We start from the raw sequence: 25,840 nt of genomic DNA on the forward strand, positions 1-25,840 counted from the left end.
TGGAGTGAAGCGATAAAGGATCGCCGTCTCTGCTTACGGCGCTTCCGAAGAAGAAGTGCGGCCCCTGCGATCCGGCAAACAGAAAAACAGGAAAAGACTGCTTCCACGGAAGCAGTCTTTGGCAGCGGTTCCGGCTTTAGGCGTCCCGGAACTGGTTCCTGTCGTCCTCTGTGATCGGACGAAGGACTCGGCACGGATTGCCCGCGGCAATGACGTCTGCGGGGATATCCTTCGTAACGACGCTCCCCGATCCGATAATCGTATTGTCGCCGATCGACACGCCGGGATTGAGTATCGCCCCGCCGCCGATCCAGACATTGTTGCCGATCGAGATCGGGAGCGCGTATTCCACCTCATTCACTCTAAGCTCCGGATGAATGGCGTGGCCGGCCGTAAACACGCTCACATTGGGGCCGATCAGAACGTTGTTCCCGATCGTTACCCGATTGCAGTCGAGCACCGTTAAATTATAATTGGCATAAAAATTTTCCCCCAGCGAAATATTGTATCCGTAATCGCAGCGGAACGGGGGTTCTATAAAAAAGACTTTGCCCGTACGTCCGAGAAGCGGACGGAGCAGTGCGTTCCGTTTCTCGACTTCGCCGGGACGCAGCGCGTTGTAGTCGAACAAGACTTCCTTGGCGTGCTGCCGTTCGAGCAGAAGCTCCTCTCCGAAAGCTTTGTAAGGTTTGCCGGCTAACATCTTTTGTTTCTCGGTCAAAGGCTTCGGGTCCGTCATCGTGTCTGAACTCCTTTAGGTCTCGTTGTTTTGCATCCTGTTCATTCTAACATGTTTACCGTACGAGCCAAAACGCTAAGCGTTTACATTTCATATATATACCTTTTACTGGGATTTATGGTAAAATGAATTACGAAAGTATAAGCGCTTTAACTTTTGAAAGGAGGACCGCCTTCGTCTTTAAGCAAAGCAAACCCTTAGTGCCATTCCAAACCGAAAGGACGTGTGGGAATGATTATGCATTGCAAACAGGTTGCTTTAAGTCTCTGCTTTTGTCTTCTGCTTGTTTTAATACCCGTACCGGGAACGGCCAAGGCGGAAAGTGTGCCGGCTCCCTGGAAGCAGCAAAACATCGGCTCGCCCGCTCTGGCGGGCAGCGCCTCCTATGACCCGGGTGCGGGCCGTTTTGAAGTCAGCGGCTCAGGCACGGATATTTGGGGCAAATCGGACCAATTCAATTTCGTCTATCAGCCCTGGACGGGAGACGGCTCAATCGTAGCTCTCGTTTCCTCGCAGACGAACACCCACGATTTTGCCAAAGCGGGCATTACGATCCGGGAAACGCTGAAGCCGGATTCCAAACATGCCGATCTGCTTCTGACGCCTTCCAACGGATTCACATTCCAGTATCGAACGGAAACCGGAGGCACCTCCGAGAGCGAGAAAATCGCTTCGACCTCCCCTGCGTGGGTAAAACTGGAGCGCAAAGGAAACGTCATCCGGGGGTATGTGTCCAACAACGGATTGAATTGGGGCGATCTGGGGACGCTTACTTTAAAGATGAACGCCTCCGTGTTTGTCGGCCTTGCCGTCTCCAGCCACAACACGTCCAAGCTGAGCACCGCCGCTTTTACTAACGTGACGGTAAACGCCGCCGGCGACGTGTTTCCGCCAACCGAGCCGACGAACGTTCAGGCCAGATCCGTAACCGATACGTCCGTGGAAATCGCCTGGACCGCATCGCTGGACGATGTCGGTGTCACCGGCTACGATTTGTACAAGGACGATGTTTTGACCCAGGCGAACGTTGCCGGTACTTCCTATACCTTTACGGGCTTGAAACCTGCCACCACTTACCGGTTTACGGTAAAGGCCAGGGACGCGGCCGGAAACAGCTCGGCAGCCAGCGCTCCTCTGTCGGTGACGACAACCAGCGGATCCGATACGGAGAGCCCCGCCGCTCCGGCCGGACTTGCGAGTTCAAGCAAAACCTCCACGTCCGTCCAGTTAACCTGGACCGCAGCGACGGATAACGTAGGCGTGTATGCCTATGATATTTTCACGAACGGGAAATTGTCCGGCAGCACCGACAAGACCTCTTTCAACGTGACGGGGCTTGCCGCCAATACCTCCTACAGCTTTACGGTAAAAGCCAGAGACCTTGCCGGCAATGTGTCCCCCGCCAGCAAAGCGCTGTCGGTTAAAACGAACCCGGCCTCTTCGGAACCTTACACGCCCGAGGTCGTCGCTTCCAATCTGGAAACGCCGTGGGCGGTCGACTTCGCGCCGGACGGCCGGATTTTTTTCACCGAACGCAATAGCGGCAGAATACGCGTCGTCGTGAACGGTCAGTTGAAATCCGCACCGGTCATTACGCTGGGATCTCCTTTCTACTACATGCCCAAGAGCGAGGGAGGACTGCTGGGACTGGCGCTAGATCCGGATTTCACCAACAATCATTATATGTATATTTACCACTCCTACAAGACCTCGGACAACAAAGTCGCCAATCGGGTGGTCCGCCTGATCGAAAGCAACAATACCGCCAAAATCGACAAAGTCCTGATCACGAATCTTCCCGGGGCGGTGTATCACAACGGCGGCCGTCTCAAAATCGGCCCGGACAAAAAGCTCTATTTCAGTGACGGCAACTACGGCAACAAGGACGACACGCTAACCTATCTCGGAGGAAAAATATTCCGGCTGAATCTGGACGGCACGATCCCGTCCGATAATCCGTTCGGTGCTTCTTCGCCGATTTACAGCCGGGGGCACCGGAATCCGCAAGGATTGGCCTGGCAGCCCGGAACGAACCGGCTGTTCGAGTCCGAGCACGGAGAATCGTCCAAAGACGAGATTAACTTCATTCAACCGGGAGCCCATTACGGCTGGCCGCAGTACGAGGGCGGAAATCAGAATCAACCGGGCATTACGCCGCCTCTCCTTTACGCCAGCGGGACTACTTGGGCGCCTTCCGGCATCGCCTTTGTGACCAAAGGGCCGTGGGCCGGGGATCTGCTTGTCACCAACTTGAAGGGCAAACAGATAATCCGCATGACCGTCAAGGAACAGAACGGCAAGCCCGTCATCGACAGCGGCAGTCTTAACTATTTGTACGTCAATAAATACGGCCGTATCCGCGACATTGTCGAAGCTCCGGACGGCTCGCTTTATTTCGTGACCAGCAACAACGGGGATAAGAACGGAGACGGAACGCCCGATAAATTGGTCCGATTGGCGCCTAACTTTTAAACCTTGCGTGTGAATGAGAAAAAGAGCGGGATTTCCCGCTCTTTTTGTTCTTTCTTAAAACCGCCTGACGGCGGGCTTTTCGTTGAAACCGGTTCAACCTCGGCCGTCTCCATTTTAAGAAATCAGATGATTTCAATGAGTGTCAAAACCCTTGTATATCAAGGTTTTTTTCTTTTGCCTTATGTCGTATAGCAGTTTCATTGAATATCAATCGAACGTAGTCAAAAACGTAGTCAAAGCGTAGTCATCTAACTACGTCTCAAGATAGCTAGCAAACTTCAATATCGCTTCTTCTTTTGCTTCTTTCGTAACATGGGTGTATGTGTCCATTGTTGTTTTTATATCACTATGACCTAAACGATCTTGAACTTCCTTTAAGGTTGCTCCCGCCTCAAATAACAGCGAGCAGTGAGTATGGCGGAAACCGTGTGTTGTGATTGTACCTAGCTTATACTTGAACAAGACAAATTAAATTTAGTGTGATGAATGTCAAAAAACTACACTCTTTTAAGAATGTAGTTTTTCGAACGAGATTATTTTTTCTTTACTTCGGTGTTATAAAAATCATATAACTTATCTATAGATGAATTTGACAAAAGAGGGATTGCTCTTTCAATCATTTTTCTGTCCCAATCAAACCAACGCATTTCCATTAATTTATTTATTTCTGAATCAGTGAATCTTTTTTTTATTTCCTTTGCAGGATTCCCACCAACAATTGTGTATGGTGGAACATCTTTTGAGACTACAGAGCCTGCCGCAATGATTGCACCTTCACCAATTGTAACACCTGGCATTATCATAGCGTTCATACCAATCCAGGCATCACTTTTTATGACTGTATCGCCTTTTGGTTCGTATGATTGTTCTACTTGTTCAACAAATGGATAAACCGTCGCCCATTCAGAGTGGTGGTTATGGTTGCCACCCATTAAAATAACTACTCCACTAGCAATACAAACATAATTTCCAATAATAAGCTTATCAAGATGCCAACCATATTGTTCAATAGGATTGAAAAGCTCCTGTGATTTAAAATCTCCCCATAAATACCTTACACAACCATCTTCAAAGTTTTGATTTCCGTAATAACCTGAATAATAGGAATACTCACCCACTTCAATAAGTGGATTTGTCACTATATCTTTTAAATATTTAATTTCAGACCAATGATTAAATAACGGTTGATTCATAATTATACCTCGCTTCTAAGTATTGTAGATTTTACGATTTACTTAGAAGCTTAATCTCACAGCGACATTTTTAAACTTTTTCAAACGACGAATCATTATCTTCAGCCTTTCTTTTGTGAGTAATAAAAGCTTAACTCAATAAATTCTAACAGTCAAATTGTGAAAGTATTCACTTTAACTAATGGAGTGCTTTAGTTGAATAGCTAGAAAGATGTATCCATCTCATACGAGGCGGATGTAGTCAAATACGTAGTCAAACATTCACAATGACAGCTATAAACCGTTGAAAACACTGATCGTATAGCCTTTTATGGGGCGGTTGGTTCAACCTCGGCCGTTTCTGCTTACGCTTTTGCTAAAAAACAGGCAAGCCAGAAGAACGGCAAGCATAAGGGAGCTAATGGCCGGAACGACAAGCTGCAAAAGAAGCTCCAGTCCTTTGCCGTCCACTACGAAAACAGCCGCTATCGCAAAAATCAAGACAAACAGGGCCAGCACGGCAAACCAGAAAGGCTTGCCGGAAACCCGCGATCTCTCCTCAGCCGGAACGCGTAAATGCCGATGTATCCACCAGGCCGTCCCTATCAACCCGATCAGCGTGCTTCCGTGCTGCGCCGCTTTGTATACGGGAACTTCCAAGCTTCCCGCCGTTATCGTTCCGCCGAGGAAGGAGATATGGTTGACCAGCCAGGCGCCTTTGTGCGTGAATTGGTCCCAGATCAGGTGCGTGCCGGTGCCTGCCAGGCCCAGAACCGCGACCGTAAGCCAGCCTTTAAAAGTAGCGGGAATTCCGCCTTCCCTTCTCCAGCGGTAAGGAAACCGGCCGGGCAAATAATCGTAAAGCGCCGGCCGGACAGCGGTTTCGAAGAGCATAAACAGCAGGAGGATCATCGGCAGATTAAAAAACACGATCCCCGCCCCATGGTGGCTCCAAACACCGGCGGCCCGGAACCGGACAAAATATTCGAAATCCGGAGACATGCACCCGATAATCAGAGCGGATACCGGAAGTGTCGTTTTGTTCCACCACGGCATAACCGCCATGGGATGCGCGAACGTAAAAGGCATGCCACTACTCCTATCATGCAAAGGTTTAAGAAATCGGGAGGGCCCTCCACCAGGAAGGCCTCTGTTGTTTACGCAAGCCGTGCTTTTATAATGAAGCGGTGCTGTGTCGTTTCAAAATAACCCTTATCCCCGATAATCCGGTGAATCTCGTACAACTTCTCCAGATAGAGGTTCTTCTCAAATCCGGGAACCTGCCAAGGTGTGGCATTCAAATAATAAATCAAGCTGCCGATATCGTAAAATCTTTGCGGAATGAATTCTTCTTTGCCCATTACGATGTCAAAGCCGTTTGCCCTCAAACCTTCCACTGCCCTATCCAAATTCCAGCCGCTGAATTCTTCGTTCAGCGGAACGCCGAAATATTCATTCAGCTCACGGCAGTCCTGCCCGCCCGACTGCTGAGTCAGAAAAATACCGTCATCCGTGATGATTCTGCTCATCTCTGCCGGGCAGTAGATTTCGTGTTTGTTCAGAATCAGATCGAACTGCTTGTCTGCAAAGGGCAAATCGGAATCCTGCCCGAGCTCGATCTGAATCACTTTTACCCCGAGCGGCTCCAGTCTTTGCCTGGCTACGGGCACATTGGGGGCGTAGCTTTCCGTCGCGTATACCTGATCCGGCAGAGGCCCCAGCATAGACAGAATCTCTCCCCCGCCTGTTCCCATATCCAGCAGGGTACTTGCGCTCCGCACAAGCGGAATAGCCAAGCTCCCGTAAGACCAGGAAAGCAGCCCGCTGTCTATACGCCCCGTTCCGGTCATAGATGTGAAATCCCACCCGGTGAAATCCTGTTTAACGCCGTGTACTAAATCCAGAAAATGTTTATCCATTGTCTTCGAATACCTCCCGAACTCATTTTTTTAGTCATCGTCAAAATGAGCCCTATGCGGAGGATCTCTTATTCTCGGGTTTGGGAGTTAGATCTCATGCTCCAGCAAATTTTGCTTCACGCCTGCTTTTCCTCCTTCAAAGGTATGCTGCGCCTGTCCGAAACAGCCGCTATTTTGCTTTATAAGAAAAAAATCCTTTCGCTCCGGGCGTACCTGCCTTTAAAATGGAGGTTGTTGCTATATACGCACGGTTATACGAAGGGAGTATTTACCATGTCTCAACCTCATGAAAATCCGGAAACGGATTCCTATAAAAGCCCGCAAGGGCTCCTGACCGACTGCGAGAAATGCTTCGGCCTCTGCTGCGTGGCGCTGCCTTATGCGGCATCCGCCGACTTTGCGAAAGACAAGGACGCCGGTCAGCCTTGTCCCAATCTGCGGCAGGACTTCCGGTGCGGCATTCACACCAGCCTGCGCGAGCAGGGCTTCAAAGGCTGCACGGTCTTTGACTGCTTCGGCGCCGGACAGAAGGTTTCGCAGGTGACTTACGCCGGAGAAGACTGGCGCCGGGTCCCCGGGTCCGAGAAACAGATGTTCGAGGTGTTCCCGGTCATGCGGCAGCTCCATGAGCTTCTGTGGTACTTGTCCGAAGCGCTGACTCTCCAGCCCGCCCGTTCCGTACACGGTGAGCTGCGCACCGCGCTGGAGGAGACGGAACGCCTGACTTTCCTCGCCCCGGAAGCGCTTCTGGAGCTTGATGGCGCCGCACACAGGGGGAAAGTCAACGAGCTTCTTTTGCGGACGAGCGAACTCGTCCGCGCCGACGCCGCAAGCCGCCGGAAAGGCGGCACACAGCGCCGCAAAGTCGGCCGGGGCGCCGACCTCATGGGGGCGAACCTGAAGGGAGCCGATCTGAGCGGCGCCAACCTCCGGGGGGCGTACCTCATCGCCGCCGATCTCCGGAACACCGATCTGAGAGCGGCGGACCTGATCGGCGCGGATTTCCGGGACGCCAATCTCGGCGGAGCCGACTTGCGCGGGAGTTTATTCCTCACGCAGGCCCAGCTCAACGCGGCGAGAGGCGATGCGCGCACGAAGATTCCGGCAGCGCTCGTTCATCCCTCGCACTGGTCCGCCGCCGGACATGGAACGGAATGACCGGACGACAAGTGCGATTTGTCTAGGGCATGAACCTTTCACGTAAACTCCGGAGCAGTCAGATTTTGGGCCCGTGTTACGGAAGGGAATTGCCGTGATCCGGATTTGGAATATGCCCCCATCCGCCTCTTTTTTACATTATAAGGGTCCCGCCGACAATTTGGCAAAAATATACACTAAGGACTGTTCAATAGTTAAAAAGCCGGGTTTTCCTACTCTAAGGAATCCGGCTTTTGTATTCTTATCCCTGAATCTAAATTCACCGCCACTCGGCCGTTTGCAAAAAAAGAAATCAAGAACCGAACCTTTTTTCGCTAGAGAGACAATATAGGGTGTAAGCTGCTTACTCAGGAGGGCCCTCTGAATGCAAAGTGAATACATGTACCAACTACTCACAAAAATGAAAGATGGTGATCAACAGGCGTTTCACGCGATGTATGACGCCACCTATCAGGACGTCTACCGGACAGTCTCCTTTCTGGTGGACCACCCGCAGGATCGGGAAGATGTGATGAATGAGATCTATATGCAAATGTGGACCTCACTTGCCAACTACGATCCGAACCGGCCTTTCCACTTTTGGCTGCACGGCTTGGTCATCCGTCAAGTGCAGAGATTTCGGGTCAAGAGCTGGCGGAGATTCCGAATTTTTGAACGCATTCGCGCCTTCTCCAGGGAAGAGTCTCATTGGGATCAGCCTGCCGTGTTGATGGACGGGACGAACCAAATGATATCGCAGGCCATCCAAAAACTGACCGACAAACAGCGAGCGGTGATCGTCCTCCGCTTTTATCATGACTATACGCTGGAGGAAATCGCGGCATTGCTCGATATTCCGCTGGGTACAGTCAAGTCCAGATATCACGCCGGTCTCCAGGCGCTTCGAAAAAACATATGGAATCTCCCCCCGGAAAGGATGGAAAAGATCAATGACTATTGAACGCAAAATCCGTGAACATCTGCACGAAGAAGCAGAAACGATGGAGTGCCCTCCGGCCGTTACCAGACGAATCGAACAATCCTATTCTCACTATTTGCAACGAAAAAGGAGCGAATTACCTATGAAAAAACGTTTAATCGGCGGAATTGTCGCTGCTGCGATTTTGATTCCAACCGCGGCATATGCGGCCCCTACCTTGATTGAAATGCTGACGAGAACACCAATGACGGCTGAACAAGTCAAGGTGGATAAGGTTGGCAAAGCAGCGCTTGAGAAGCTTTATAACGCATTTCCCGAAACAAAATCGTTTGAGATTATCGAGGCAAGCAGCGTTCAAGGTGTCCAAACAAGCATCATCCTGCAGGAAAAAGGAGGCACCGGCAAAAAGATTACCCTCCATACCAACGCCGTTACGGGTGCGATTGAACACGTGATTCAAGAGAATTGGGAGCCTAAGGAGAAGCCGCTCCCTGCTTTAACCGATCAGGAAATCAAGTCGAAGACGGATTATCTGATTGATAAACTGTACGACAGCGTCAAAGAGTACGAGTTTGCTATGGAGCAAATGGAGAACCCGGATCAAAAAACGTTTATGTTGAATTACAGCAAAAAGGGATCCAAAACACCGTTCTACCAAGTATTTGTTCAGGGCAATGCGATCAGCGTTTCTCTTATCGGAGGTGAGACTGCACCTTCAACACCTTCAACCGATAGAGTAGAAGGTTATTTCTCGAGAGACGGTAAGCCCGATTACTTTGCCGACGACTTTTTAAATGATGCCAAACTGTTCTCCTTGCTAAAAATCAGCCCGGCCGAATTGAAAGAAGAATTGGCAAAAGGCAAATCCGTTGTGGAAGTGGCCTCATCTAAACAGGTCTCTAAACAACAAGTGATTGACGTTATTGCAAAAACACAGGTTGATTCGCAAATTCAAAGCGAAAAGAATGGCGACGTTCCTCAAGGCAATTCCTCAATTGAACAAATGTTAAAAGCTATTGAACCAAAAGTGCTGCAAGTGATCGAGCACAAAAATGAAACATCCTCGAAGAAATAACCAGTCAAGGGGATGAGGTTACGGTTCTAACCTCACTCCGAACGGTAACCCGTAAGATGGACACTTTAAAAAAGTGCCCTTCCTGCGGGGTACTTGTGTTTGGAGTCACCGCCCGGTAAAACCCGCTTTTACGGCCTGCTTACCTTCACGGATGGAGTGAACCGGTGAACGCGTTCCTCCTCCTTGTGGTTTGTTTCTACACGACTCCGATCATGTGCCTATGGGACCACCGGGCGCCTCGAACCGCAGTACATACGCCTGCTCGTAAGCATATTGAAGATGGTCGGCCACACGTTGGTACCACCTTTTGCCTGGTGACAAATCGAGATACCATGTCGGAATCATGCGCCGGATGCCGACCCGGAAACCCTCTTGAAAGAACATTTCCGCTATATGGTCAAGGGTATGCTCCTGCATGGGGATGGAGGCATTGCTGTTGATCCGCTCTTGGATATAGGGCAGACTCGGATTTTCGCTGTAATCGGCGAAGGTCGCGTAATAGACCCCTCCCGGCTTCAGCGCTTTCTTCATCTTCCTCGCATGTTCGCCGAGATCGGGAATCAGATACAGCACCGCTAAACTGAAAGCCAGATCAAATCGTCCCTCGAACTGCTCCGGTTCCGCAGTGGCCACGTATTGAATCGGCAGATCCCCTTTCCGGCTATTGGCCACCTCCACCGACCGGCGTGCCAGGTCGGTGCCGATGCCTTCCTTGAAGGGTCTCTGCTCATAGAGCAGCCGGAGGAAGCCTCCCTGATTGCAGCCGAAATCCAGTACGCTGCACTGCGAGAGGTCCTCTTCCGGGATAAAGCTGAGCACCCTTTTCCAGTGGGGGATATGATCGTCCTCCATCCCCTGGTCGCCCTCTTCATGATGCTTCCACCAAACATCGTACAAAACATCCTGATTCAATCGCTTCTCCTCCTTGTTTCAACTGATACTTTTTACATTCGAAGCTTTGTCTTGGGACTACTTCGGCGGTACCCTCCGAACAATATCATGCAGCCGGCTACGATCATTACGCCACCTGCGACAGTCAGCAGGTCGGGAATCTCGTTCCAGAACAGATATCCGAATAAAACGTTCAGAAATAAGCCGAAATAGCTGACTATCTGTACAATTACCGCATTCTCATGGGTAAAGGCCTTCGTCAGGAACAACTGGCCAAGCAGCGATACAAGTCCGATGATCAGCAGCATTACAGACTCCCGCGCATCCGGTATAACAAACGAATCCCACATGAAGGGAATAGCTACCAACGTCGAGGTCGCCACAAAATAAAACACAATCTCATAAGACGGATGCGTCCTGCTCAAATATCTTATCGATATGCTTGCGGCTGCAGAGAAAAAAGCGCTGAGCAGTCCGACAAGCGCATAGACCGAGTAACTGGAAAATTCATGCGGTTTCAACAGCAGGAGAGCCCCCGCGAAAATAACGGGAAATACCGCCGCTCCCCGGCGACCCAGCTTCTCTTTCAGAATGAGCGCGGATAACAGTGCCACAAAGATAGGAGCCAACTGTGCCAAGAGACTCGCGTCCGTGAGCGGAATGTTGGATAACGTGTAAAAAAAGGCAAGCATATACAGGCCGCCGCTCAGCCCTCTTACCGCGAGCATCGGGATGCCCTTCCTTGAAAAGGCTACTCCGCTGTATCGCATTAAGATCAAGATGAGCAGGGTTCCTATAAGTCCGCGAAAGAACGCAATTTCGGCGGCGGGGATGGTGCTGCTGATGCCTTTCACCAGCGCGTTCATCACACTGAACACGAGGGAAGACAGAAGAGAAAGCAGGATTCCGTTTTTCATATTCACCTCAGACTGCATCCTATTCGCGCATAAACGCCGAAACCAGCTGGCGCGTGTAAGGATGACGTTCTTCACTACAGAGCCGGTCGACCGGGAAACGGTCAATAATCCGGCCTTCCTTCATGACCAGGATACGGGTACACATTCGCTGAACAACGGCAATATCGTGAGAGATGAACAAGCAGGACATGCCGAGTTCCTGTCTTAACTGCTTCAGCAAATTCAAAATTTGCGATTGTACAGTAACATCCAGACTGGAAGTGGGCTCGTCACAGATCAGAAGCCGGGGTCTAAGCAGGATAGCCCGGGCGATGGCCACACGCTGACGCTGCCCCCCGCTCAGTTCATGGGGGTACCGGTCTCCAAGCGTACGTTCCAGACCGACCGTCTCCAGCAGCTCTGCGGCTATGTCTCTTCTTGACTGCCCCCTCCCTGCAAATTCCGAAAGATCATCCTTTTGAAAATTATCAAACGGCTCCACAATAGAGCGCCAAATGGGCAGCCGGCTATTTAACGATGAAGCGGGATTTTGAAAGACGGCCTGTATATTCTTACGCACCAGCCGCAGCGCACGCCCTGTAAGGCCATTCAAGGATATTCCGTCAAAAATCACTTCACCCGCATCCGGCCGCTCCAGCGCTAACAGCAGCTTAGCGACCGTGCTCTTGCCGCAACCGCTCTCCCCGACCAGCCCTAAACATTCCCCTCCATAAATTTCAAAAGATAGCTGCCGGACTGCTGCCTCCTGCCCGGTCTTGGCAGGGTAACTTTTTACAAGTCCGACGGCTGACATTAAAGGTGGACTGGGGGCCGTCCGACTCTCACTTAAGATTTGAATATTCCCCATGCCCGTTAACCTGCCCTGAGGAATGATCCGTGGACAAGCATCCAGCAGCTGCTGCGTATAGGGATGCTGAGGCAGCCTGCAGATTTCGGCAGCTTCTCCCGTTTCCAACAATCGCCCTTCCCGCATAACAGCCACCCGGTCGGCAGTGCGATGCACATGGCGGAGATCATGGGAGATAAACAGCACCGCGCATTCCGTTTGGACGCGAAGCTCATCCAGCAGACCGAGGACCCGGTCAGCCGAGACCGCGTCCAACGCTGTGGTCGGCTCATCCGCGATTAACAAGGCGGGATGCAGCATGAATGCCGCGGCGATCGCTGCCCGCTGCAGCTGGCCGCCGCTGAGCTGGAACGGATAACTGGCGAACACGCGCTTCGCGGGCAGCATGACTCGCTCCAACCAGCTCAGCGCCAGAGTTTTTGCCTCATGCGATGGCATCTTTTGATGCACACGGATCATTTCGGTCAACTGAGTGCCGATTTTAATCAATGGAGTAAAGCTGCTGTGATAGTCCTGGCTTACCCAGCCGATTCTGCGGCCAAGCAGGCCTTCTTTTTTCCTGCCCCGCAGTGTTAGAAGGTCGTCTCCTTGAAAGTTGATTGTTCCCAGAGCTATCTGGAGCGACGAAGGCAGCAGGCCCGTAATGGCCGCCGCGGTCACACTTTTGCCGCTGCCGCTCTCCCCGACGATGGCCAGTGTCTCCCCTTTTCGGATTGAAAAGGATATATCTTGGATAACGGGCAGAGACCGGCCGCTTCCTTTCGTGCAGATGCATAACTCCTTTATAGCCAGTACGGGTACTGGTTCATCAGATGATGTGGTTACCTGCTCAAGTTCACCTTCAGACAACGAAGCACCGATAGCTGCCGGGGGCCTTTCCCCCTGCTCCGTACGCATCACGAATACCTCCTCTTCCTGCGGCTGGGACGGTCGCTCTGAACATCAAGCGCATCTCTCAAACCGTCGCTCAGCAGATTCAGTGCGATTACGACAGCTAGAATAGCGACGCCCGGATAGATCATGAACTGCGGTGCCGCCTGGAAATAGGGTCGTCCTTCGCTCAGCATGGCCCCCCACTCGGGAGCAGGAGGCTGGACGCCCAAACCGAGATAAGATAATGCCGAAATAAGAAGGATTGTCCTCCCCACATCCAGGGCAGCCATTACGGCCAGCGGGGAGGCGATATGCCGGATGAGATGACGCCGATTGACCGCCCACGGGCTACTGCCGGCGACGATCGAAGCCAAGATATAATCTTGCTTCTTCTCGGACATTATGGTTCCGCGTACCACCCGGGCGTAGCTGATCCACTTGATGCAGGAGATGGCAAGCATAACCTTCATCAAACCCGGCCCCAAGAAACCCGTAACCGTAACGGCAAGCAGAAATTCGGGGAGAGCGGCCGCCGCGTCGGCCAGCCTCATGAAATAAGCGTCCGTGCGGCCGCCCCTATAGCCGGAAAGAATGCCGATCGGAATGCCGATCAGCATCACAACCGCCACGACGAGGAATGAAAGGCCCAGCGTGACCGAAGTGCCCGCCAGAAGTCTGGACCAAATGCACCGGCCCAGATGGTCTGTGCCGAGCGGGTACTGCAGGCTGGAGGGCTTCAGCCGCTCCGACATGCTGACCAGCAGCGGATCATGGGGAGCAAGCCATTTCCCGAACAAGGCCGCCAGGAGAAACAACGCGATCATCAGCATCCCGACGCAGGCCAGCCGGTTATGACGCAGCCTGTTCCATGCCGTGTTAGGAGCGAATGCGGTGTTATCCGCAATGCGACCGTTCATGCTTCTCTCCCCTTCGCATAACGAATTCTGGGGTCCATATACCCCAAGCTGATATCCGACAGCAGATTGGCAAGACCGATGCACAGGCCTGAAAACAGAACATACCCTTGGATGATCGGATAATTACGCTGAGTAAAAGCTTCCATCGCCAGGCTGCCGAGACCCGGCCATCCAAAGAGAGATTCTGTGACAACAGAACCGGCCAGCAGGCTGCCGACGCTCAGCCCGAAGAGCGAGATCACCGGAAGTAAGGCGGCTCTTAGCGCATGGTTTACCGTAATCCGCCATTCCGGGATTCCCCTCCCCCGTGCCGCCCGGATATACGGCTGCGAAAGAGTGTCCAGCAGTCCGGATCGCAGCAACCGGATATACTCCGGCGCCATTACAAAACCCAGCGTAAGCGACGGCAGGACCAGATGCAGAAGATCTCCTCCGCCCATGACCGGCAGCCAGTTCAAATGATAGGAAAACAGGTAGATAAGCAGCAGCCCGAGCCAGAAGGTCGGCATGGAGATGCCGAGTAATGCGATCAAGCGGCTGATATGGTCCGGCCAGCGGCCTTGATACTTAGCCCCCAGTATGCCGAGTGGAACTGCTGTCAGCACAACGACCAGCATGGCTCCCGCCATCAGGAAAAACGTAGCCGGCAGACGTTCCATGAGAATATCAACCACATCCCGGCCTGTCGTATAAGATTGTCCGAGATCCAGTCTTAGAACCCCGGCAAACCACCTTGCGTACTGTTCGTAGATCGGCATATTCAGGCCAAGTTTCTCTTTTACAGCCGCCACATCGACAGCGGATACCGCCCCTTCGTCCGCTTTCAGCACAGCCCGTACCGGATCGCCGGGTGCCAGCTTCATCAGGACAAAGGTAACGAGACTTAAGAAGAAGAGTACACAGGCGAAATACGCAATCCGCCCTGCCGCAAGCTTGATCATCTAGTTCACATCCAGCTTATTCGTGACAATGTAGAACTCTTCCGCTCCGGGTTTCCATCCGCTGATTCCTTTGTTTATACCTACCAATATATTCGGATAAATAATATAGGAATGAGGAATCGCTTCCATAATGACTTCAACGGCCTGCTGTGTGAGCATGTTGCGCTTTTCCACTTCTCCCGTTTCGTTCAGTGTCTTCAGCAGCGGAGCAAGCTTCTCGACTTCAACCCCGGCGGGATTGTAGGACTCACCCGGCACATAGGCCGAATTCAGAAACGAGCCTCCATCGCCGCGTGGCGAGGTAAGGTAACTAGATGTCGAAAGATCCCAATCGTTATGATCCTTTATATAGACATCCGGATATTCCACCGAATCGATCTTTAGCTCAATGCCCGCCTTGGCCGCCTCCGATTGGAGCAACTGCGGGATCAGCGGGAGCTCGGGGTTAATTCCGCTGAAAGCAATCAGCTTAAGAGTAAGCGGTTTTCCGTCCTTTTCCAGCTTGCCCTTCGCGTTTTTCTTGTATCCTGCACTTTCCAGCAGCTCCAGCGCCCCTTGCGGGTCGAGCTTCTGATAGCCGCCTTTCCTGCCGAATGGCAGTGTACTGTTAAACGGTCCGTTCGCAGGAAGTGCATGACCGAGCATCACGTCTTTGACGATAGCATCCCGGTCGATGAGTTTATCTATCGCTTGTCTTACCCGGATGTCTTGAACCGTGGCGCTCTTGGGGTTGTACGTAAAATAATGCGTACGGAGACTGGTAACCGATTGGATCGAAAGCTGTCCGTCTTGCCGGATCGCCGCCAGCGCTTCGGGCGCCAAATGATACACAATCCCCGCCTGCTTGGACTGTAAAGCCAGCGTCCGTACGTTCGCATCGGAATTGAATTGATACTTGACTTCACTGAGCTTGGCCTTGCCGTCCCAGTATTCGGCGTTACGCACCAAGGCGACCTCTTTTCCCGGAATAAAGGAAGCTACTTTGAATGGCCCCGTACCCACCGGTGATTTGTTGAATGCTTCCTTTCCCATAGCTTTCTCGGCCGCTGTACTTATGACGCTTGCTGTCGGATGAACCAGTTCAGCGGGAAATGCCGGGAACGGTTCCTTGGTTTTAAAAATCAGCTCTTGCCCGTTTGCTTCAATGGACTCTACCTTCAAGGAAGCGGACAGGGCCGAGCTGTCGGCGATTCCTCGCTCGAATGACGCTTTTACGGCGGCGGCATCCAGCTTAGTCCCGTCATGAAAGAAAATCCCGTCACGAAGGGTAAACGACCATATCCGGAAGTCCTTTGTCTCCCACTTTGTGGCGAGCCAAGGCACCACCTGCATCTTCTCGTCCAGACGTACCAGCGTTTCCGAGACACCCGCTCTCAGGGGAACCCAGGTGTTGTGCGGGTCCAACGTATCGCTTGGGAGACTGTGGACAATGGTTAATTTCTTGCCCGTTTCCCGCTGCGCAGTATCGCCTGTCTCAGACGGTTGTCCTTCCCGCAGCGGAGCGGCTGGATTACATCCGGTTAACATGAGTACCGCGCACAGCACGATAATGGCCGAAATCGCACTTAACCTTCGCTGGGTTCCCCCTTTTCGCTTGACTGAATCATACATCCTTTCCTTACTCCTCCTTACCATGAATCGGTTTTATAAAGCATTCTATTCCACTTTAATTGCAAGATCGGCATGCCTTGTCGCATGTGCAGCCCAAGAGAGCTCTAACCCGCTTAGAATGAGGTCTGCCTCACTCTCTGTCGTATCCGTGAAAAGATCGGGCCGGAAGTGCTCCATCCCCTCTTCTTCCACAAAAGAAGACAGCTTGCTCTCAAACTCGGCGATGAAGGCGGACGTTTGCGGCATAGAGAGATTTAACTTTTTCCCTAAACGCTCCACCAGCTTTATTTTCTTATAATCCTCGTACGGCACTCTGGGAATGATCCATTTGCCTTCGGAGTCTTTCGAAATTTGTTTATACGGAAAAGCGGAGAAATCCGGATATCTGCCCTGTTCATCCGGTTCGGCAAACGGGTCGATCAGAATGGAAGCATATCGGATATATAAGAGATACTCTTGCTTTACCGGATCCGCTTGGGTAAAACCTTCGATATCCTCCCGGGAAAGTGTGGTCTCGTGAACAGGATAGTTGTCATCGTTAAGGAACTTAAGCAGATTGATCGGTTCAGCGTGCAGGCGGGTAACAAGCTCCCCTATTTCCTTCCACAGCAGTAACATGGATTTAATCGCCTGCGGGGTAATGGGTCCTTCCGGGTACAGTTTGTACATATATTTTCTGGAGGGTGTACGGCTAAATATTTCACTCATTGAAAATTCATTGATGAAAAAGGCCGGATGAACATAAGTCGTAATACTGCGACTTTCGGCAGCGGCAGGATGGGAAACGCTTTCGAATTGAATGCCGAGCGACTCAATAAACCGTTTTATATCGCCTAGTGTCCGACTGTCCGGCTTACTGCTGCCGGCTGTAACTTTGCGCTTGAGCCCTCGTACGATCGATCTCAGCACCGTGGACTGGCCCGCTTCAAACGCGAACCTGGAAGCGCCGTAGTAGGTGGAAAGAGAGATGATCTCGATATCGGAGCCCGCGGGTCTCACCAGACTTTGCACCAGCAGATTCGAACCGATTCCCGGCGAGAGAAGCACAATGCGCTTCACCTGAGAAAGGTTCTCCAGCCTTAACGCGCCGATGACATCCGAATAGCTGTCGGATGGCGTACATACAATCACGGTGTGCCACCTATCGTCAATTCCATCGAAGCCGTCGTAGTAGTCGTCCAGCCGGGTCTCACCTGTGAGATGCCGCTTTGATTGAATCTCTACGACAGAAGAGAGGGTATAGCCTTGCCGGTCCAGCTCGCATAGGATTCGGGTAGAATGCGCTCCCTTGCGATTCGCCAGGCCCAGCCGGCCGCACCATCCCCGGCTTACATCCACAGCGATATGAATGCCCGCCGGCCCCGCTCCCACGATCAATGTATTTCCGAGCGGCGGAACAACCTGCTCAGGACTAGTCAAAGGCAATCGTCCTTTCTTGGGTTAGGAGTTTGGATTCCATCAAAACCGTATCGTACAGGCTATTGGTTCTAACAACGGGCGTCAGATTCCACTCATAAGACAAGTCCGCATGAAGAGGATAATTAAAAAGCGACTTTAATCCGTTGCCGTAACGAACAATAATTTTGGTGTCCTGTCTCGCCGTACGCTTTACCTCTTCAACGATCTCCAGCTTATTCGCAACGAGCGAAGCGACAAAGACATGGGTAGCCTCTCGGATAAACGGATGGTCCGATAATCGGCCTCCCGCAAAATCCACTAGAGCCTGCAGGCCGGAAGCCGAAGCAACCTGGAAACCGAGTTTGACGGCTTCCTCATCGATATCCAGGCACAGCACCTTAGCTCTCGATTCCTTCGCTATCGTTAAAGCCGACAGCGGATAAGCGCCCGAACCGATAAAAAGCACTCTGGATGCCGGTCCGATTCCGAATAAATCAAGCTCCTCCTGAACGGCATGGGACAGCTGCTCGATGTAAGAGGTAGCTTCCAATTCTTTGTTGATCAACAGCCGCGATTGATATTTCTCCATGTCGCACAGTGCCTTGACCGATGTCTCCCGCAGCTTCTCGCTGTATTGTCTGACTTCATCATGGGTTCCCCATTCATGCCAACGCTTTTCATTTTCGTCATTCACCATAAACCGGCAAAGATCGTCCAGCTTGGTCTTTAGAAGCTCGAAACATTCCGGATATTCTTTTGAGAACGCATTCAATTGATTGATTTCATACTCAAGCGATTGCAACGAGAGCAAGAAAGCGTACTTACTTTTCACAAATTCACTCCTTCCCGGCTTAATCATTCGCTTAGCGCTTTTTAAAAAAACAAGTGTAAGAGGCTCACTCCTTCCGGACTTTAAGTATAATTAGGAAAGACAGTTTAAATATTACAGCAATTGGTTTCATAGAAATATAGCTAACTATGGCTATTTTTTCCTTACATTTAATTTTAGCTTTTGGTCAATAAACCCATTGTCCGCATGAAATTAATTGCCCGTGTTACGTATTTGCCTGCGTCATGTCGCCCGATTCAAATCACCATCTAATAAATCGTTGAACTTTATCCGGAAATGAAAAAACCAGCAGCGGCAAAAATTTGCGGCTGCTGGTTTTAAATTCAGTCTCAAACGTAACACCAATTTGTCTCAGGTATGGATCAAATCAGTCTCAAGTACAGCCGGTACTCCCGGCTTAACATATCTTTAGTGTCCGATGCTGTCTACCGACTTTACCGAATCTACCGGCTACAGAAGCAGCTTTAATTCATGAAGCCGGTCGAAAATGAGCCGGCTGACAGGCGAGACATGTTCCCGGTCTCCGTAAGCTAACCAGACCAGTTCCTCGATTTCGGATGCCGGACTCAGATCGCCTTCGAAATCCGCTTGGTAACAAGCCATCCGCACGAGAACTCCTTCTTCTTTTCCGTGAGCCTGGGCTTCGAACGTCCCGAAATGAGACACGGTTTCGGGTTTGATGCGTACGGAAACCTCTTCCTCCACTTCACGCACAAGCGTATCCGTGTCGGTTTCGCCGGGGTCCCGTTTGCCTCCGGGAATGTAATACGTATCTTTCCCTTTGGAGCGCGCGCTAAGAATACGGCCGTTCTCCACATAGATCCATGCGATTTTATCAATTCCTGCTGCTGACATACGATGTACCCCCGCTTGATTTTTCTCAAAAGTATACCACCTTCCGTCCTATATTCAAAGGAACCGTCAGGTGCAAAGCGGGCGGGATAACCCGGCCGTCCTGCTGTGCCCGCCGTTCATTTCCGGCCGGCGGCCCGGAGCAGCAGCGTTACGGCTTCCGCTCGCGTAGCCGGATCACCCGGCATGAACATGCCGCCGCCTGGGCCCGCGACGAGTCCCAGCCCGGCCGCCGCGCCGACATACCCGCTGGCCCAGGCCGGAATATCGCCGTCGTCGGCAAAACCGGTCTGCGCCGTCGGCTTCGCCGGCAGCTTCAGCGCACGGGCGGCCATGACCGCCATCTCCGCGCGGGTGATGTTCGCCCCGGGCCGGAACGTGCCGTCCTCATAGCCGTCGACGATGCCGGCTTCGACGGCTTGAGCCGCCGCCGTTCCGGCCCAGGCGCCGATGTCGGCCGCGTCCGCAAAGCCGGGCAGGGCCGCGGTGCCTTCAAGGTGCAGCGCTCTTGCCAGCAGCACCGTGAACTCGGCCCGCGTCACCCGGGCGTCCGGCCGGAACGTGCCGTCGGGATACCCGTCGGCAATCCCCTCCGCGGCGGCCCGGGAGACCGCTTCCTCCGCCCAGTGTCCGGCGGTGTCCCGGAAAAGCGGAGGCCGATTCGCGCCGTCCTCCTTCTCGGCAAAAACGGCGAATATTCCCGTGTCGGGCGCCTCCACGCTGATTTTGCCGCCCGCGGCTGCGCCTCCGATCCGGGTCCACTCTTTCCGGACGAGATCATAGGTAAAGACGGCAGCTTGACGGCCTCTGCCTGCCTTCCCCGCTTCGTAAGCCAGCGTTAACTTAATCGGCTTTACCAGGCTCGTGCCGGCGCTGCGCGTCACTTCAAAGACAGGGCTGACTCTCTCGAGTCCCCCGCCAATAAGACCGGAAGGTTCCGTGATTTTTCGGATCCCGAACGTGACGGTTTCCTTCGAGACGCCCGCAGGGATCTCGATTCCGATCTCGCTTCCAAGACGAATCGTGCCCCCTTCGCCCGGCTTCAGCGTCAGCAGACCGTTCCCGCCGTCAGGCTGTGCACCGCCTGTACCGCTTGAGCCGCCGCCTGTCCCCGTCCCGCTGTCTCCGTCTTCCGGATTCCCCGAGTCAGGGTCCGATCCCGAATGATCGATGGACTCTTTCAGACGGATGTTTAAATCGCGGAGTGTGTCTATGACCGTTTCGAAGCGGACCGGGTACTCCAGCAGCAAATTCTCCACCTGCCGGCGTATATCCGGACGACCTTTTCCCGTGGACAGCAGTTTGGCGGATTCGGCGATCAATTCCTGGTACGGTACCATTTTGTCGTCGCCGTATACTTCGAACTCGTAGATCGAGTACCCGTATTTGGTGCCGTCTACCGGTTTTCTTTCGACTCCCTGGAATTTAACGTACCTTGCCTTTACAGGCTGAAAGTCGATCGTGTCCAGCTTGCCGGCAGAAGACAGGATCGTGTCACCCCCTTTGACATTGGTCCATGTCTGCTTATCTTCGGATACGAGAAGCTTGAATTTCTCCGCCGCCGTTTCCCATCCGATTTGGATTTTGTTGATCGTTTGAGACTTGCCGAGATCGACGATCATCCAGGAAGCGTCATCGTACGCGCTGGACCACCGGGTGAACAAATTGCCGTCAATCGAATTGCCCGGCGTATGCTCGGGAGCTTCGAGAGGAGAAGACTCCGCCGTTTGGTGAAGAGCCAGATTATTGACGTCCAGCAGAGGAAGAAACTCGTTGTAAATGTGCACATTGTCGAGCGCGCCTCTGAAAGCGTTCGTTTCGCTTCCGATTTTCTGAACCGGCAGCATCAGCGTCTGAATGCGTCTGACCGGCAGACCGAGTTTTTCGGCGTATTCATTGCCGTTCACATAAAGAGACACACCCATCGCATCCCCCGTCAAGTAAAGATGTGTCCATTTGTCAGCCGGTACCTCGTAGTTGAATACACTGTCGTACTCCTCTTTGGAAAAGCCCAATTTGCCCGTTTTTCCTTGTTTCAGCTTGATTTTCCCCATAGGCGACTCCATCAGCACGGCATCGTCCGGGTTATCCCGTTCGGGCTTGATCCACATGGAAACCGTCCAGCCGAAGCCCATCGTATCAATGGGAGTCTCGACGTAACTTTTTCCGCCTCGGAATTGGGCCGCTTTGCCGTATTTTCCTTCTGTAAAAGCGATATTCTCGCCTTTTCCGTGAAGTTTGTTGCCGGAAGTGTCTTCCGACTCCCCGTCGAACGGATACCGGATCACCAAGCCGTCAGGCCGATCTGTGTTGACCCGGTGCAGGCGGTTCACGCCCGGCGCTTCGCCAATTCCCGCCGCCGTCGCCATAAACGCGTCGTAATCGCTGCCTTCCCGCGCTCCCTGCCACATTTTCTCCGAAAGAACCTGCATCGCGGGCAGCATCCGGACGTGAGAATCGTCCATCGAAACCCCGGTTTCGTACGAAATATCGTTCCAGATGGCGAACATGCCGCCTTTGAGCCGCGGAAGCCCATAGGGCAGCGTAACGCCCGGCCATTTCACTGGCTCCCACTGCCGGTAAAGAAACGGGGTATTTAAATAATCACGGTACAGCCGCGGAACGAGGTACATATAGTTCGTATCGGAATTGACGATGTCATAGCCCAAATCCATCGCTTGTTTCGGCCCTCCGTACGGTTCATACCAAATGTCCATGGTAGCCTCGCTGCTGATGGGAGTCGCTCCCGCATATTCATTGAGGCCGCCCCACAGATACGGATGCTTGCCTTTGCTGTTGATGTGCTTGATCAGCATATCCATGTAGCCGCGGAAAACCTCTTTAGAAGGACCCCCGTATTCGTCCGTCCCGATATGAACATCCGGCCCGAGAAACGTCGGTTCTCCGTTATTGTAGCCGTCGATATATTCGTCGAAAAGACTTTTGACAAAATCCACGGTTGCAGGCTTCGAAATGTCAAGAGTGTGGTCCGTCCCGAGTGAAGGGTCGTACGTCGTGAATATACGGGAATGGCCCGGCGTATCGATTTCAGGGATGACGTTAATTCTGTAATCGCTTCCAAGACGCTGCAGCTCGCGGAACTCTTCCTTCGTGTAATGACCGTCCGTACTGGCAAGGCCGGGGTAACGCTCGCTTTCCAGACGGAAGGCGGCCCGCTGCCCGTTCTTAAACGGAACTCCGACGTCATCGTTCAGATGAATCTGCAGGTCTGTCATTTTGTACCAGGCCAGCAATTTCACGTAATCCCGCAAAAAATCAATCGTATAAAACTTCCGGGCGACATCGATCATCAACCCCCTCGTCTCGTACTTGGGGTAGTCGCGCGCCGTTCCGACCGGAAGATGGCGGCGCTCCGGGTCTCCTTTCAGAATCTGCAGAACCGATCGGGTTGCCCAGAAGACGCCTTTCGTTTCCGGAGCTGTAATCGTAACGGACTCCTTCACGTCCAGCAAATAACCTCCGGCGCCCAGATGCTTCATAGCCGGGTCCAGCTTCATGAATAGGTCCCCGGAAGATGCTTTGCCTTGAACGATCTTCGGATTCAGGCCGGTCATCTCTTTCAAATCGGCCCGGACGGTCTCTGCCGTTTGCCGCAAGGCCGGATCGCTGATTACGATTCTGGAGGAGGCCGACAGGGCAAGACGGCCCGTTCCCCCGGCCCATTCGCGCAGCGATGGAATGACCTTCGGTTCGGGATTGCGATCCGGTGTCTGTGTGTACAACCCGGGTACATGCACGCCGATGTTGCCGGTTATTCCTTTCCGCGAAGGATCGGATTCGCTCTCCACCTGCAGAAGGAGCTGAACGGTTCGGTCCGTCAGCGGAGGATGAACGGTTCCTTCTTTGTCGATGACCGGCAGAGCGTCGCTTCCGTATACGGATATTTTATAACCGGGCGGCATGACAGGGAGGTTTAGCGAAGTCTGCCCCTTCACGACCGGGTCGAGCTTTTGAATGCCGCCGATGATTTTGGCGATCGGGTCCTCTTTATACACCTCGAATTCGTAAAAAGAATACCCGTACAAGATGCCGTCGCTCGCCGGCGCACGCTCCACGCCTTGGAACTTAACGTATCTCGCTTCACGCGAAGGGAAATTCAGCACTTCTTTGCCGCCTTCGCATTGGATCAGGCCGTCGTTCTCTCGGATGTTCTCCCATACGTCGCCGTATACGGAAGTGAGCACCCGGTACGATTTGGCGGGCGTCTGCCAATGGATCACCACTTGGCCGATCTCCTTTTTCCCGCCGAGATCCACCTCGAACCACTGATCGTCCGTTTTGGCCGACGACCACCGGGTTCCCATATCCCCGTCTACGGCCATCTCGGGATACAAGCCGTAATCCACTTCATTGCCCGAAACTTTAACGGATTTCTTCAGGGCGAAATTCTCGGTGCCGCCGGCCGGCGCTGTCAGAAGCAGGGGGCCGGGACTCACACCCGGAGTCGGCCGTTCAGCCGATCCGCCGTACGTGTCTTCCGGAACCGGAGTGTCTGGCGATTCTAGTAGTGCATTTCCCGTTTGCACGTCCGCTCCTAATCCGGGCGGATTTGGACCGGCATATACGGCGGGCTGGCCCGCACTTAAAACGATTGAGAATACAAGTACAAATGTCAGCATGAAGGAAAGCTTCGCTTTCGTTCCTTGATAGGTCTTCATTTACTCATCCTCATTTCTTTGTGAAGGACTTGTGATCGTTTTTCCGGTTCTGAGCATTAGAGACATAGGTCGGGCCCGGCTCCTGTTGTTGCTTTTCGTTTGCTTTTCGGCTGCTTTCCGGTTTCTTCATTTCCCTCCTTCCGATGTATGATTGAATGAATAGACCCTTCCACTGTTCATACTAAAAGACCGCCTTGCCTGTTAAAAAGAGATAACTTCTTACATTTATATACAATCGTTTACTTTCGGCGTCGGACAGCCTCCCGAACGGGATAATTAACGCCTCCGCACTTCAAGCAAAAAAAGCCTCCGATAGGGAGGCTTTTTCGCAGCGGCTTTCGCTGATCGTTCAATGGGGCGCCTTAGCCCGGGTTTCGGGTTTTCACGCCTAGTGCCTCCCGGTTCCCCTGCCGATCATGGCTTCGGATTAATCACCCAGCCCGTCACGAATACCACCGCCAGGAAAAGGACATAGACCAACTGGATCGCGAGAGCCCAAAGACACAGCTTTTTACTCCGGTTTCGCAGGAAAAGACCGGTTAGCGCGCTTAACGTGCTGGCAGCAAAAAGATATTCAAGAACGTCCAGCGTCCACACATTAAACAGAAGCGTGAGATTAATAACGGCCAGTTGAACCACCGCCAGGCTGCAGGACATATATCCCGCCCACGATTCTTTTAGAAAAGGGCTGCCCGGCCTGCCGCTTTTTCCGTTTCCGGGCCGTTTCTTTGTGATACCGGCAAACCATGAAGTCAGTTCCATAACCGGACCTCCCCGACTTTAATTCCCCGGACCAGGGCGTTATTACGCAGGGCTGCCAAATCCTTGACAGGCCCTGTCACGACAGCTCCGTACGTTTTGATTCCATTGTCTTTCAAATAGCGGATTCTCTTATCCAGTTCCAGCGATTGGCTCCGGGAGAATAATGCCGCCATTTTTTCATAGTTTTTCAGAAAAACGAGGGTATCCATAAACTGCTCCGCATTTTCTTTCGTATCGTTAAAAGGCGACCACGCGTCCCAGTCCTCATGCGCGGGATAGCCGATCGGTCCGATCACGCGCCCCCCGCTGTCCACGCCCCGCTGCTCGAAGCCGGTGTCTACCGCGTACCAGACGACTTCGACCGAGCCGCTTTGAAGTGCCTTGAGCGTTTCGTCCGTGCCGGTTACACGGTTCAGCGACACGTAGGCTTCAGCCACCGTTTTTGTTCGGCAGACCCCTTAACAGGTACTTGAGCAAAAAATTCATCCTGCTTTAAATCGATCCGTTTGTGCTTGCGCAAATAGTCGATATACGTGTTTTTGGCTACCGTAAAAAGCCACGGTTTGATCCTTGTTCCGCTGTAATCCTCCAAGTTCACATACGCTCTATAAAAGGTTTCCTGAAGAATATCTTCCGTCAAATGGTGATCTTTGCATAAGGAAAACAGATAGGCGTATAGGTCTTTGAAATACTTTCGGTAAATGTCTTCTAGACTCGACGATTCATTCATGTTCTCCTCCTTCGGTAAAAACACGGTTATCTCCTGTTAAAAGTTGCATAACCGTTCGTTCAAACTGACACTCCAAACAAAAAAACCGTGCGGCGCACGGTTTTTATCGCGATAAAAC

Annotated in this window: 21 protein-coding genes and 1 pseudogene; 4 read left to right on the forward strand and 18 right to left on the reverse strand. The window is 52.4% G+C overall.

The genetic code is table 11. The features are described 5' to 3' along the window. Positions 1-136: 136 nt before the first annotated feature. Positions 137-739, reverse strand: a complete 603-nt coding sequence (locus tag PCH01S_RS03965; RefSeq protein WP_042227010.1) for a sugar O-acetyltransferase — start codon at positions 737-739, stop codon at positions 137-139. A gap of 231 nt (positions 740-970) precedes the next feature. Between PCH01S_RS03965 and PCH01S_RS03970 the strand changes: the two genes are divergently transcribed. Beyond that, positions 971-3,211, forward strand: coding sequence for a PQQ-dependent sugar dehydrogenase (locus PCH01S_RS03970; RefSeq protein ID WP_042227011.1), 2,241 nt, complete (start codon positions 971-973; stop codon positions 3,209-3,211). A gap of 252 nt (positions 3,212-3,463) precedes the next feature. Here PCH01S_RS03970 and PCH01S_RS29615 read toward each other — a convergent pair. The 4 genes and pseudogenes from PCH01S_RS29615 to PCH01S_RS03985 all read right to left on the reverse strand — a co-directional run. Next, a pseudogene (locus PCH01S_RS29615) lies at positions 3,464-3,667 on the reverse strand (tyrosine-type recombinase/integrase); the annotation flags it as partial. A gap of 77 nt (positions 3,668-3,744) precedes the next feature. Beyond that, positions 3,745-4,404, reverse strand: a complete 660-nt coding sequence (locus tag PCH01S_RS03975) for a CatB-related O-acetyltransferase (protein WP_042227013.1) — start codon at positions 4,402-4,404, stop codon at positions 3,745-3,747. Positions 4,405-4,728: 324 nt separating this feature from the next. After that, positions 4,729-5,472: a DUF4184 family protein gene (locus tag PCH01S_RS03980; RefSeq protein ID WP_042227015.1), complete on the reverse strand. Its 744-nt coding sequence runs from the start codon at positions 5,470-5,472 to the stop codon at positions 4,729-4,731. Positions 5,473-5,540: 68 nt separating this feature from the next. Next, positions 5,541-6,302: a class I SAM-dependent methyltransferase gene (locus PCH01S_RS03985; RefSeq protein ID WP_042227017.1), complete on the reverse strand. Its 762-nt coding sequence runs from the start codon at positions 6,300-6,302 to the stop codon at positions 5,541-5,543. 273 nt (positions 6,303-6,575) lie between these two features. Here PCH01S_RS03985 and PCH01S_RS03990 point away from each other — a divergent pair, with 273 nt between their 5' ends. The 3 genes from PCH01S_RS03990 (at position 6,576) to PCH01S_RS04000 (ending at position 9,454) form a co-directional block, all read left to right on the forward strand. Beyond that, complete coding sequence (locus PCH01S_RS03990) at positions 6,576-7,460, forward strand: pentapeptide repeat-containing protein (protein ID WP_042227438.1); 885 nt, start codon at positions 6,576-6,578, stop codon at positions 7,458-7,460. A gap of 364 nt (positions 7,461-7,824) precedes the next feature. Continuing rightward, on the forward strand, positions 7,825-8,400 hold the full coding sequence (locus tag PCH01S_RS03995; protein WP_042227019.1) for a sigma-70 family RNA polymerase sigma factor: 576 nt from the start codon (positions 7,825-7,827) through the stop codon (positions 8,398-8,400). Continuing rightward, on the forward strand, positions 8,390-9,454 hold the full coding sequence (locus PCH01S_RS04000) for a hypothetical protein (RefSeq protein ID WP_174446778.1): 1,065 nt from the start codon (positions 8,390-8,392) through the stop codon (positions 9,452-9,454). Before PCH01S_RS03995 ends, PCH01S_RS04000 begins: the two co-directional genes overlap by 11 nt. A 210-nt stretch (positions 9,455-9,664) precedes the next feature. Here the strand turns inward: PCH01S_RS04000 and PCH01S_RS04005 are convergent, their stop codons facing one another. The 13 genes from PCH01S_RS04005 to PCH01S_RS04065 all read right to left on the reverse strand — a co-directional run bounded on the left by PCH01S_RS04005 (position 9,665) and on the right by PCH01S_RS04065 (position 25,722). Next, positions 9,665-10,366 carry a class I SAM-dependent methyltransferase gene (locus tag PCH01S_RS04005; protein ID WP_042227023.1) on the reverse strand — a complete coding sequence of 234 codons (702 nt, stop codon included), beginning with the start codon at positions 10,364-10,366 and terminating at the stop codon, positions 9,665-9,667. A gap of 32 nt (positions 10,367-10,398) precedes the next feature. Then, complete coding sequence (locus PCH01S_RS04010; RefSeq protein ID WP_084706534.1) at positions 10,399-11,262, reverse strand: DMT family transporter; 864 nt, start codon at positions 11,260-11,262, stop codon at positions 10,399-10,401. A 19-nt stretch (positions 11,263-11,281) separates the two neighbouring features. Further along, positions 11,282-13,006 (reverse strand): dipeptide ABC transporter ATP-binding protein, encoded by a 1,725-nt coding sequence (locus PCH01S_RS04015; RefSeq protein ID WP_084706519.1) that lies wholly within the window; start codon positions 13,004-13,006, stop codon positions 11,282-11,284. Continuing rightward, on the reverse strand, positions 13,006-13,899 hold the full coding sequence (gene nikC / locus PCH01S_RS04020; protein ID WP_042227025.1) for a nickel transporter permease: 894 nt from the start codon (positions 13,897-13,899) through the stop codon (positions 13,006-13,008). Before nikC ends, PCH01S_RS04015 begins: the two co-directional genes overlap by 1 nt. Continuing rightward, the gene (gene nikB / locus PCH01S_RS04025) at positions 13,896-14,840 is read right to left on the reverse strand and encodes a nickel ABC transporter permease (RefSeq protein WP_042227027.1); all 945 of its coding nucleotides are present in this window, start codon (positions 14,838-14,840) and stop codon (positions 13,896-13,898) included. The genes nikC and nikB overlap by 4 nt, the downstream gene beginning before the upstream one ends. Then, the gene (nikA, locus tag PCH01S_RS04030) at positions 14,841-16,451 is read right to left on the reverse strand and encodes a nickel ABC transporter substrate-binding protein (RefSeq protein ID WP_042227029.1); all 1,611 of its coding nucleotides are present in this window, start codon (positions 16,449-16,451) and stop codon (positions 14,841-14,843) included. It lies immediately after the preceding gene. Positions 16,452-16,496: 45 nt separating this feature from the next. After that, the gene (locus tag PCH01S_RS04035) at positions 16,497-17,870 is read right to left on the reverse strand and encodes an opine metallophore biosynthesis dehydrogenase (protein WP_042227031.1); all 1,374 of its coding nucleotides are present in this window, start codon (positions 17,868-17,870) and stop codon (positions 16,497-16,499) included. Continuing rightward, positions 17,863-18,681: a nicotianamine synthase family protein gene (locus PCH01S_RS04040; RefSeq protein ID WP_042227032.1), complete on the reverse strand. Its 819-nt coding sequence runs from the start codon at positions 18,679-18,681 to the stop codon at positions 17,863-17,865. The genes PCH01S_RS04035 and PCH01S_RS04040 overlap by 8 nt, the downstream gene beginning before the upstream one ends. A 468-nt stretch (positions 18,682-19,149) precedes the next feature. Further along, the gene (locus PCH01S_RS04045) at positions 19,150-19,554 is read right to left on the reverse strand and encodes an NUDIX hydrolase (protein ID WP_042227035.1); all 405 of its coding nucleotides are present in this window, start codon (positions 19,552-19,554) and stop codon (positions 19,150-19,152) included. A 116-nt stretch (positions 19,555-19,670) separates the two neighbouring features. Beyond that, entirely contained in the window at positions 19,671-24,230 is a 4,560-nt protein-coding gene (locus PCH01S_RS04050; protein WP_042227036.1) for an S-layer homology domain-containing protein, read from the reverse strand. Between the two features lie 414 nt (positions 24,231-24,644). Further along, positions 24,645-24,992, reverse strand: a complete 348-nt coding sequence (locus tag PCH01S_RS04055) for a hypothetical protein (protein ID WP_042227037.1) — start codon at positions 24,990-24,992, stop codon at positions 24,645-24,647. Beyond that, positions 24,983-25,414: an anti-sigma factor C-terminal domain-containing protein gene (locus PCH01S_RS04060; protein WP_241688698.1), complete on the reverse strand. Its 432-nt coding sequence runs from the start codon at positions 25,412-25,414 to the stop codon at positions 24,983-24,985. The genes PCH01S_RS04055 and PCH01S_RS04060 overlap by 10 nt, the downstream gene beginning before the upstream one ends. Next, a complete protein-coding gene (locus PCH01S_RS04065; protein WP_241688699.1) occupies positions 25,405-25,722 on the reverse strand; it encodes a sigma-70 family RNA polymerase sigma factor in 318 nt (105 codons plus the stop codon). The genes PCH01S_RS04060 and PCH01S_RS04065 overlap by 10 nt, the downstream gene beginning before the upstream one ends. Positions 25,723-25,840 lie beyond the last annotated feature (118 nt).

It is taken from the genome of Paenibacillus chitinolyticus NBRC 15660 (assembly GCF_000739915.1).
GTDB lineage: Bacteria > Bacillota > Bacilli > Paenibacillales > NBRC-103111 > Paenibacillus_F > Paenibacillus_F chitinolyticus.

Bases quoted from the DNA above. Each gene is read 5' to 3' on its own strand.
- PCH01S_RS03965 (WP_042227010.1), bottom strand. From the start codon at position 739: ATGACGGACCCGAAGCCTTTGACCGAGAAACAAAAGATGTTAGCCGGC.
- PCH01S_RS03970 (WP_042227011.1), top strand. From the start codon at position 971: ATGATTATGCATTGCAAACAGGTTGCTTTAAGTCTCTGCTTTTGTCTT.
- PCH01S_RS03975 (WP_042227013.1), bottom strand. From the start codon at position 4,404: ATGAATCAACCGTTATTTAATCATTGGTCTGAAATTAAATATTTAAAA.
- PCH01S_RS03980 (WP_042227015.1), bottom strand. From the start codon at position 5,472: ATGCCTTTTACGTTCGCGCATCCCATGGCGGTTATGCCGTGGTGGAAC.
- PCH01S_RS03985 (WP_042227017.1), bottom strand. From the start codon at position 6,302: ATGGATAAACATTTTCTGGATTTAGTACACGGCGTTAAACAGGATTTC.
- PCH01S_RS03990 (WP_042227438.1), top strand. From the start codon at position 6,576: ATGTCTCAACCTCATGAAAATCCGGAAACGGATTCCTATAAAAGCCCG.
- PCH01S_RS03995 (WP_042227019.1), top strand. From the start codon at position 7,825: ATGCAAAGTGAATACATGTACCAACTACTCACAAAAATGAAAGATGGT.
- PCH01S_RS04000 (WP_174446778.1), top strand. From the start codon at position 8,390: ATGACTATTGAACGCAAAATCCGTGAACATCTGCACGAAGAAGCAGAA.
- PCH01S_RS04010 (WP_084706534.1), bottom strand. From the start codon at position 11,262: ATGAAAAACGGAATCCTGCTTTCTCTTCTGTCTTCCCTCGTGTTCAGT.
- PCH01S_RS04015 (WP_084706519.1), bottom strand. From the start codon at position 13,006: ATGCGTACGGAGCAGGGGGAAAGGCCCCCGGCAGCTATCGGTGCTTCG.
- nikC (WP_042227025.1), bottom strand. From the start codon at position 13,899: ATGAACGGTCGCATTGCGGATAACACCGCATTCGCTCCTAACACGGCA.
- nikB (WP_042227027.1), bottom strand. From the start codon at position 14,840: ATGATCAAGCTTGCGGCAGGGCGGATTGCGTATTTCGCCTGTGTACTC.
- nikA (WP_042227029.1), bottom strand. From the start codon at position 16,451: ATGTATGATTCAGTCAAGCGAAAAGGGGGAACCCAGCGAAGGTTAAGT.
- PCH01S_RS04045 (WP_042227035.1), bottom strand. From the start codon at position 19,554: ATGTCAGCAGCAGGAATTGATAAAATCGCATGGATCTATGTGGAGAAC.
- PCH01S_RS04050 (WP_042227036.1), bottom strand. From the start codon at position 24,230: ATGAAGACCTATCAAGGAACGAAAGCGAAGCTTTCCTTCATGCTGACA.
- PCH01S_RS04055 (WP_042227037.1), bottom strand. From the start codon at position 24,992: ATGGAACTGACTTCATGGTTTGCCGGTATCACAAAGAAACGGCCCGGA.
- PCH01S_RS04065 (WP_241688699.1), bottom strand. From the start codon at position 25,722: ATGAATGAATCGTCGAGTCTAGAAGACATTTACCGAAAGTATTTCAAA.